Here is an 8,315-nt window from a genome sequence, read left to right as displayed (position 1 = left end):
CGTATTTATTTATCGATTCAAGCCAGAATTATAACACCATTTCAGCGAGTTAATGGGCGTATGTCAGGAGTTCTGCAGTGTGTCAGCCAATCCGCGACTGGCTTGTCCAAGGCCGACACAGGCAGCCAGCGGCGCCGCTTGACGGCCTTGCGGTCGGTCTCCGCCAGGGGTTTGAAGCAATGCAGCGGCAACGCCGGCCGGGGCAGATGACCCGCCGGAAAGGCGTCCGAGCAGACCGCGAAGGGGCGGCCCTGGGTGTAGCCGTCGAGCAGCTCGTCAAGGCGCCGCTCGCCCCATCGATGACGGGCAGCCCAGCAGAGCTGGCCGAACAGGGTGTCGCCCTTGATCGGCCCGCCGAAGGCGCTGCGAGGGCGCAGTGTCAGATGCAGACAATCCATGAAGTGGCTCCGTGTTCTCTAGACTTCTTGCCTTCAAGCACCGCCGTGGGAGCGCCGCCCCGGCGCGACTCCCCCGACCGCGATCGTCGCGGCGAGGCGCCGCTCCCACAGACAAACATTCAGATTTCGACGGCCGCGAGGGACTCCATCAGCGAGTCTCCATCGCGTCTCAAGTCGGTGAACTTGAGCTTGCCGTAGCCGCGCGAGCCGGAGCCGCCGAGGCCCGTCAGCTCCAGGAGCCGCAGACCGCGCAGAATGTCGGCGAGCAGGTCTTCGTCGTCGTGGACCTTGAGCGTGAGCCGGAACTCGAAGCGGGCACCGGCGGGGACGCGCTCGGTGTTGCGTGGATGCTCGGCGACACCACGGATACGGTCGATCATATTCTCCGCCTTGGTCTCGGTCAGAAGCAGGTTCTTCTCCTCCTTCATCTCTCGCACCCAGTCGGCATCGAGGGCGCAGTCCCAGAAGGCAAGCCGGGTCGGGCCGATCTCGGCCACCAGCCTAGAATCCTGATCCGCGCCTTCCGGCGCGCCGCCGAAGAGCTTGAGGATACGCCGGCCCTGATCGGCGGCGTCGCCGTCCAGCTTGGACATGTGCTTGAAGCCCAGCGGCCGGCCCTCGGTGATGCCGACCACGCCGGCGCGCCATTCCAGCAGGCTGCGCATCTTGCCCTTGATGCTGGAGCCGGGGATGTAGGGTTGGTTGGTGACGGGGTTCTTGATGACGGGGTTGTCGGTCCCGCCGATGTGCATCTCGGTATTGCCGCTGCCGATGTGCAGGCCGGAAACCAGCTCGATACGGCCGTTGATGTCGGTGATCTTGGTCAGTTGCATGGTGGCGTCCCCTGTCAGCCGGTCGGGCGTTCCTGTTTGTAGAATCCAAGGAAGGCTTCGAAAAAGAGCTTGAAGTTGCGGAGGGTCGGATAGTCGTCGACCTGTCCGAGACAGCAGGCGATGAGGTCGACGAAGTTGTCGTCCACGTGCTTGCGTCCCTTGGCATAGGCCGCCTTGGCGTTGAGCATGCGGATGAAGGGCAGCAGCTCGGCGAACCGCTCGGGTGCAGAGCGGGCCTTTTCCTCCCACATCACCAGCTCGTCATAGAACTGGCGAAGCTGGGTCGGCTTGTTGGCCTGGTTGCGCCCGTCGCCCGCAACGGCCTGGGCGGTGCTCCGCGCGATGCCGTCGAACAGGTCGGCCGGCAAGGCCGTGCCATCGACCGGCTTGAGCCGGATGCCCGAGGTGTCCAAGCGGGGTGCGTCATACCTGGGGCCGCGGTCGCCGCGCTCGGCGCCGCCCCTTCGCTGTCCACCGCCCTGCCCTCTGTTTCCATTTGTCATCAGTATTCTCCCCTCAGCGTCTGTGTTGATAGAGGTGAATGAAGAGCGCGATCTTGAAGGCGCTGCCGTGCTTGCGCATGCCGTCGCCCAGGAGCTGACCGAGCGTCTGCTGCCAGCGCTTGCGCGCTGCGTGGTCCAGGCCGCGCGCGGATTCGAGCATGCGCCAGGTTCGGTAGGCGAAGCGCGACGGCCAGAGCGCGCTCTCCAGTTTCGGCGAATGGCTCGGATTCAGCTTGGCGCGGCGGAGGTCTTCGGCCATGTCGGCCAGAGACTGCAGGCCATAGAGATAGCCGGTGCTCAGGGTCAGGGTGTCGCGCATGACGTCCAGCTCACGCGCGATCTCCGTCAGCTCGATGAAGGCGTCCCAACCGACGCTGTGGCCGAAGCAGGTCACGGCGTTCTTGGGCTTGCCCTCGGCGGAGACATGCACCTTGGCCGCTTCCAGCTGCTCCTCGGCGAGCTGACCCATCTGGCGGATCGGCAGACCGCCCTTGGTCATGGAGAGTCCGGCGGAGAAGTGGATGTCCGGGTTTCCGGCCACCAGCTCGGCGAAGCGGCTGCGCATCTCGGCGGCCAGGGCGATGGTGCTGCGCCAGGGGCCGATCAGATAGAAGTCGTCGCCGCCGGCAAAGACGGTGTAGGTGCTGGGGTAGCGCTCGCGGCAGACCCAGGGCAGCCAGACGGCGAAGAAGGCGTTGAGCTGGCGCGAGAGTCCGGCCATCTTGGCGAAGGTGGGCGTCTCGAGCCCGCGCTCGAAGAGACGCCCCAGATCGTCGACGTCGCCCTTCAGGGTGATCAGCGCCTCGGTGCCCTGCAGGCCGCGCCCGTCCGCGTCGGGGTGAAGGTCGTCGCAGGCGATCTCGCCGAGTGTCTTGACGGAATCGGCGCGGCCGTCGCTGCGCTGATCCGCGTCCAGACGGTCATAGCGTTGACGCTCCCACTCGTTCGGTAGGCCATAGGTCGGCACATAGGCGTCGATGTAACGTCGCGCATAGCCGCAGAAGAGGGGCGCGGCGGCCTCCATGGGGAGGCCGAAGTCCCAAGCGCGGCGCAGCACGCCCGCTGCGGCAACCCGCCCGAAGCGGCCGCTCTGCTCCTCGTCACCGGTAAACTGGACGTGGTAGCCGAAGATGGGGACGCGCAGCGCAGCGCCCAGCGACTCGGTCGAGATGAGCACCCGGCTGCGGCGGGTGAGCTGGCCGCCGATGTCGATCTGGTCGTTGGAAAGGGCGCAGGCATGGCCGCCTTCCCCGCCCTCGATCGCCTCGGTCGCGGGTGAGCGACCGTCGAGGTCGCAGACACCCATGTCGGCGTCGAAGCGGTCGAGGAAGTCGGCAAAGACCGGCGCGGGCGGGTCATCCCCGCAGAGGTCCAGCCGACGGGTCTTGGCCGTCTGGAGATTGTCGAACAGCGCCTTGATCAGGCGTTGAAACGGCTGTTCACCGGTCGCGCGCGAGACGAAGTCGTTGCAGCTGGCGGGCATGCTGGCGATGCCGATGCCGGATTGCCCGTAGGCGTGCTCCAAGAACCAGTGGTCGAGCGCGCGCTGGACCTGCGCCAGCCGCTCGCGCGTGCGCTCGGTGTTGGGCGCGACGATGAGGAACTTGCCGGCGGCGTTGATGACCTGGCTGGTTGGCGGCAGGGCGAGCGCGTCCAGGATGCGCAGGGCGGCGCATTCGGTCAGCAGCGAGATATAGAAGGACCGGCCGCGCAGCAGCTTGGCGGCACGGCGCTGGGTTTCGCCACCGGTGGCGAAGATGAAGTCCTGGATGCCGAAGAGGTCGCCTTGGATGAGCAGCAGCTTCTGCGCGTCCCAATCCGCGCGTGCCCGGTCGGCGAGACGTTTGCGCGCCGCTTCGCCGGTGTCGTCCAGCTCGTGGTGATAGCGCCAGAGCGCGGCGGCCAAGGCTGCGGTGGTGCGCGAGTGGTCGTAGAGCGAGACCTCAGGTCGCACGTTGAAGGCGGTCGCGGCCGGAATGGCGTGGGTGTAACAGGCCCAGGCGGCGTCGAGGTGGTCCAGCCACAGCGGCCAGTTGCTGCGATGGCTCGGCGGGATGCTGTCGAGCGACTTGGTGAACTGGTCCCACAGCTCGGCGTACTCGGCTTGGGCGGCCTTCTGGTCGTTGCCCTCGTAGCCTTGCGCCTCGACGGGAAAGAGCGCGTCGGGCGACAGGGGCTTGAGCGGATAGCGCTTGTGCCACTCCTCGCGACGACTGGCCAGGGGCTCGTCCATGCGGATGGGCTCGAAGAGCGTGAGCTGTCTGGCGGTGTAGTGCGTTTTCCCCGTGCGGGTGCCTTCGTCGGCCTGGTTGTACTGCTCGAAGGTCTCGCGCTCGAAGCCGGAGGCGACCCGGTCAGCCGTCGCCACGATCCATTGTAGGAAGGTGTCGGGAAGGTGATGCCGACCGGCGGCGTTGACCATGGAATCGTCCACGTGGGTCGCGCCCCAGGCCGCAAAGGGCGAGACGTCGTCGCCGACGAGTTCGGGGAAGCGACGCTCGATCAGATCCCAGGCCAGCACTGTATAGGCGGCGTGCTTGTGCGTGTGCCAGACACGACCCTTCTCCTCGCGCCGGGGGCAGTACATCTGCTCGTGGAGCAGGCGCTTGCTCTCGTCGGTGGCGAGCCGCGCCCGCTCGGCGAACTTGCCGAGGTCATGCAGATAGGCCGTGAGCGCCATGCGGCAGGTCGCGTCCTGCAGGGCGGTGTCTTCCGGTGTTGGGGCTGTCATGGTGTGCTCGTGTCTCCTTTCGAGTGCGGCGCGGGGGCCTCGCTTGTGGAAGCGGCGCCCCGCCGCGACCCGGCTGGTGACCTGGCTCGTCGCGCCGGGGCAGCGCTCCCACCTTGGCGTGTCGCGGCGATTGTTGCACACGCTCTGGCCAAGCGTAGTGACGACAAGCTTGTGGTCTCTCTGAGTTCAGTCGCGGTGCCGTGATCGGCAAGGCATGACGCCGATGGCATCCGGGGCCAGCTCCAGGCCGAAGCGGGTGCGCGGGCGCGTGCCTTGGGGATGGATGCGGTAGGCGGCGGCAAGTTGGGGTCCGAGGGCGTCGGTGATGGCCTTGTTGGTCTGGGACTTGCGCTGTTCGAAGTATTCCTTGGTCATGCCGGCGGTCAGGGCGGTTTCGACGCGCTCGAGGTCGCCGGAGAAGTCGCCGACCAGAGGGCGGTAGGCGTCGAGGTAGCGCTCGGCCAGGCCGTCGTCATCCCAACGCAAGCCATCGAGGCCTTGGATGCGGCGTTCGGCGAGCATGAGGTAGAAGGCGAGCTAGGCGGGCGGAAGATCGATGCGCTCGCCGGCGGCGTGGATGCACTGAGCGGCGAGGTCGATCTGGAGCGCGGGCGGGGCCAGCGCGCGCTGGGCGGTGTCGACGGTCTCGACGAAGCTGGCCGTACCGTCCAGGAGCCGGGTCGGCAGGCCCTCGCGGACGCGGATGAAGGGGATGTCGGCGAGGGTGACCTGGGCGTCGGCGGCGTCGATGAGCTTGTTGTCGCGGGTGGTCATGACGCGGCTGACGGGGCTGGGATAGAAGAAGTCCCAGCTGGATTCGAAGGGCTCGGAGACCAGGACGTGGGAGAGCCGGTCCTGCGCTCGGCCGAAGAGGCTGAGGGCGTAGCCGAGGTAATAGCCCATGGTCTTGCGCCCGCCGGCGATGGAGACGTGGAGCTGGGTCTGGGGGTCGGCGCTGTAGCGGCTGACCAGGGCGCAGATCTGGTCGGCGGCGAGGCGGCTGTCGGTGTCGGTGCGGATATCGGGCAGGGGCTGGCCGTCGGCGCCGAGCAGGATGTGGATGTGATCGCGGTCGAAACGGATGTCGGGCAGATCGTAGTCGCTCAGCAGGCGGCGGAACCAACCGGGGTGATCGGACGGCAGACTCAGACGGGCGCGCTCGGCGCCTTCGGCGGTGGTGAGGAGGTGGATCTCGGTGGGTATCCAGGCATCCCGGTCGCGGACGGCCAGTGCGTAGAGGGTTTCGGTGACGATCTGTGGGGAGAGGCCGGTGACGGCGAGGAGGATGCGGCGGGGGTGGTGGGTGGTTTCCATGTGGACTCCCTGGTGTTGCGGCTGAGGTGTTGGGTCGGCCGTGGCGTCCCTGCCTCCCTGGACCTCGGATCTGGATGGTCCCCGGCCTGTGGGTGGGGATGATGGCTGGGGATGGGCTGGGGTGAGGGGGTCGCAAGCTTGTGGCGTCGGCGCTGGTCGCGGCGGGGCGCCGCTCCCGCAGGGCGCCGGTCCTAGAGGTCGGTCTTGTCGTAGATTTCGGCGAGGGGGAGGGCTGCGTCGAGGGCGGTGAGGGGGATCTGGTCGCGTGGGTCGCTGTAGGTGCTGAGGTTCCAGGTGTCGTCGGGTTGGCGGACGTAGAGTTCGACGCGGATGCAGTTTTGGGCAATCAGAAGGTAGGCCTGGAGGCTCGGGAGCCCGCGGTAGGAGACGAATTTGTCGCCGCGGTCGTAGGCCTCGGTAGAGTCGGAGAGGACCTCGACGATGAGGGCCGGGTTGGTCAGGACATCCCGGCGGTCGTCGTGGAACTGGCGCTCGCCGCAGACGACCAGGACGTCCGGGTAGAAGCCCGCTTCGGCGGTGGGCGTGCGGATCTTCATGTCGCTGGTGTAGACGCGGCAAGGACGGCCTTTCAGCTGACTGCGCAGTTCACCGATGACGTTGGCGGCAATGAGGTTGTGCTGCTCGGTGCCGCCGGTCATGGCGAAGATCTCGCCGTCGACGTACTCACTGCGGCTGTCCATGGACCCGCGCTCGGCGGCGAGCCAATCGTCGAAGGTCAGGCTGGGTTTTGGCTGTAGGGACATGGGGTGGCTCCTCGGGTTTTGGTGTCAGTATAGCGGTCGCAGCGGTGGCGTCGTCGCGGCGGGGCGCCGCTCCCACAGGGCGCCGCTCCCACGGGCGCCGCTGATGCGCGCCACGCTGCATCAGGCGGCGTGGAGGCGGTAGCCGCCGAGGCCGAAGGCGGTGCCTTTGCCGATATGGGTCCACTGTCCCAGCCAGAGGACGGGCCAGATGAGGGGCAGGTCGGGGCCGGACAGCGCGATCTCGCCGACGAGTCCGCCCATCTGCATCAGCTTGTCCTGACGGGAGGAGAAGCGGGTCCAGTCGTGCCAGTGCAGCTGGCCGGCTTGCATCAGCAGGGCATCCTCGGCGGACGAGAGACGCTTGGCGTCGAAGCCTTCGGGATCTCCGCCGTAGAGATGGGCCAGCCGACGGACCCGTTGGTAGAGGGCGCGCAGCAGGTCGGCCGCGGACAGGTCGCGGGCGCCGAGGAAGTGGCCGTCGCGCTTGATTCTGAGTGGGGTGATGAGCCGCAAGGAGACGGTTGATGGGGCCGCGGGCAGCTCGATGCCTGGCGGGTCGAGCTGGTGGTAGTCGCCGAGCCCGGCCTCGAAGACGCGCTCCCAGGTGTCAGCGCCGATGGGCTGCTCGCGCTCGACGGCGGTTAGGGCAAAGCGGCCCTGGCCGGAGCCGATGCCACGCTCGCCCGCCTTGGCGAGGGCATGGATGAGATAGGGGACTTGGCCAATGGCCGGTCCAAAGAGGTTGATCGTCAGATGGAAAAAGGCCCCTGACTCCAGAACCCGCGGTGACTTCGGATCAATGTCGAGGACGTAGGGATGCGGCACGGCGGAGAAGCCGCGCTCCGCCTCTTCCGGCGGAGGCGGCGTCTCGAAGAAGGTGGAGTAGACGCAGCTGCGGATGAGCAGGCAGCCCTGGCATTGGGGCTGATGGGTCACGCAGGCGGTGCGGCGCAACCCGTGCCCGAGGAGTCCGCGCCAGGCAGAGCCGCTGTAGGGCGGCAGGCGAACCCTATCCTGAGCCCGGAAGTGAAAACGGAAGCGTCCGAGTGGGGGAAAGCCGAGGCTGGCCGTCGAGTCCATGTCGCGAAGCCCTGTGGATGGATTTGGCTCGGGATGCTAGATCAGGGGGGCGAGTTCGCGCCAGGGTGACAAGCTTGCGGGGGGCGCGGCGGGGCGCCGCTCCCACGGGCACCGGGAGGGCGGAGGTTAGCGGCCGATGACTTGGCCCATGAGGGCCTGGATGGAGGGGTGCTGCATGAGACGCTGGAAGCGGGGGTCTGCGCGCAGTCCCTGGAGGTCGCCGGAGAGGATCATGCGGGTCAGCTCGGGATCCGATAGGGCTTGCTGGATGTCGGGGTCCTGCTGTAAGGCGGTGACCTGGTCCATGAGGCCCTGGTCCGTCATGAGCTGTTTCTGGATGGCGGCAATGTCGGCGGAGTAGTCCGGCGCCGCTGCCGAGCCCCCTGGCTGGCTAGTCGAGGCACCGGCCGCGCTCATCGGCTGGATCGACTGGATGCTCGATTCCGGGACCGAGAGGGTGCCCAGCGTGGCGGAGCGGATGCGGTAGTGGTTGGCCTCGATCCCAAGGAGTTCGCCGGTGATGACGCTGCCGTCGGTGAGTTCGATCCGGCTCTCGCCGGCCTGGGCGGCAGGGATCGCACAGAGGCTGAGCGCGAGCAGCGCTGAGGCTTTGATCTGGCGGCTTAGCATTTGAGTGGACACCTCGGGTCGCCATGCAGAAGGAACTTCGGGATCAATGGTATCCTTTTGCC

At 67.3% G+C, this 8,315-nt stretch carries 9 protein-coding genes; all 9 read right to left on the bottom strand.

Annotated features, from left to right (window positions below):
• Positions 1-41: 41 nt before the first annotated feature.
• The 9 genes from G3480_RS14235 to G3480_RS14200 all read right to left on the bottom strand — a co-directional run bounded on the left by G3480_RS14235 (position 42) and on the right by G3480_RS14200 (position 8,253).
• The gene (locus G3480_RS14235) at positions 42-398 is read right to left on the bottom strand and encodes a hypothetical protein (protein ID WP_240905821.1); all 357 of its coding nucleotides are present in this window, start codon (positions 396-398) and stop codon (positions 42-44) included.
• Between the two features lie 119 nt (positions 399-517).
• Positions 518-1,231 (bottom strand): type III-A CRISPR-associated RAMP protein Csm3, encoded by a 714-nt coding sequence (gene csm3 / locus G3480_RS14230; protein WP_164654557.1) that lies wholly within the window; start codon positions 1,229-1,231, stop codon positions 518-520.
• 14 nt (positions 1,232-1,245) lie between these two features.
• Entirely contained in the window at positions 1,246-1,734 is a 489-nt protein-coding gene (gene csm2, locus G3480_RS14225; protein ID WP_164654556.1) for a type III-A CRISPR-associated protein Csm2, read from the bottom strand.
• A 13-nt stretch (positions 1,735-1,747) separates the two neighbouring features.
• Positions 1,748-4,465 (bottom strand): type III-A CRISPR-associated protein Cas10/Csm1, encoded by a 2,718-nt coding sequence (gene cas10, locus G3480_RS14220; RefSeq protein WP_164654555.1) that lies wholly within the window; start codon positions 4,463-4,465, stop codon positions 1,748-1,750.
• Between the two features lie 186 nt (positions 4,466-4,651).
• Positions 4,652-4,987: a hypothetical protein gene (locus G3480_RS28405; protein ID WP_240905820.1), complete on the bottom strand. Its 336-nt coding sequence runs from the start codon at positions 4,985-4,987 to the stop codon at positions 4,652-4,654.
• A gap of 15 nt (positions 4,988-5,002) precedes the next feature.
• A complete protein-coding gene (gene csm6 / locus G3480_RS14215; protein WP_240905819.1) occupies positions 5,003-5,779 on the bottom strand; it encodes a CRISPR-associated ring nuclease Csm6 in 777 nt (258 codons plus the stop codon).
• Positions 5,780-5,970: 191 nt separating this feature from the next.
• Positions 5,971-6,543, bottom strand: coding sequence for a Uma2 family endonuclease (locus G3480_RS14210; protein ID WP_164654554.1), 573 nt, complete (start codon positions 6,541-6,543; stop codon positions 5,971-5,973).
• 120 nt (positions 6,544-6,663) lie between these two features.
• Positions 6,664-7,623, bottom strand: a complete 960-nt coding sequence (cas6, locus tag G3480_RS14205) for a CRISPR system precrRNA processing endoribonuclease RAMP protein Cas6 (protein ID WP_164654553.1) — start codon at positions 7,621-7,623, stop codon at positions 6,664-6,666.
• 126 nt (positions 7,624-7,749) lie between these two features.
• Positions 7,750-8,253, bottom strand: coding sequence for a hypothetical protein (locus tag G3480_RS14200; protein WP_164654552.1), 504 nt, complete (start codon positions 8,251-8,253; stop codon positions 7,750-7,752).
• Positions 8,254-8,315 lie beyond the last annotated feature (62 nt).

The sequence above is a fragment of the Thiorhodococcus mannitoliphagus genome (assembly GCF_010915725.1).
Classification (GTDB): Bacteria; Pseudomonadota; Gammaproteobacteria; order Chromatiales; family Chromatiaceae; genus Thiorhodococcus; species Thiorhodococcus mannitoliphagus.
Note: the sequence above shows the minus strand (reverse complement) of the source record. Positions and strands in the feature narration are given on the sequence as shown.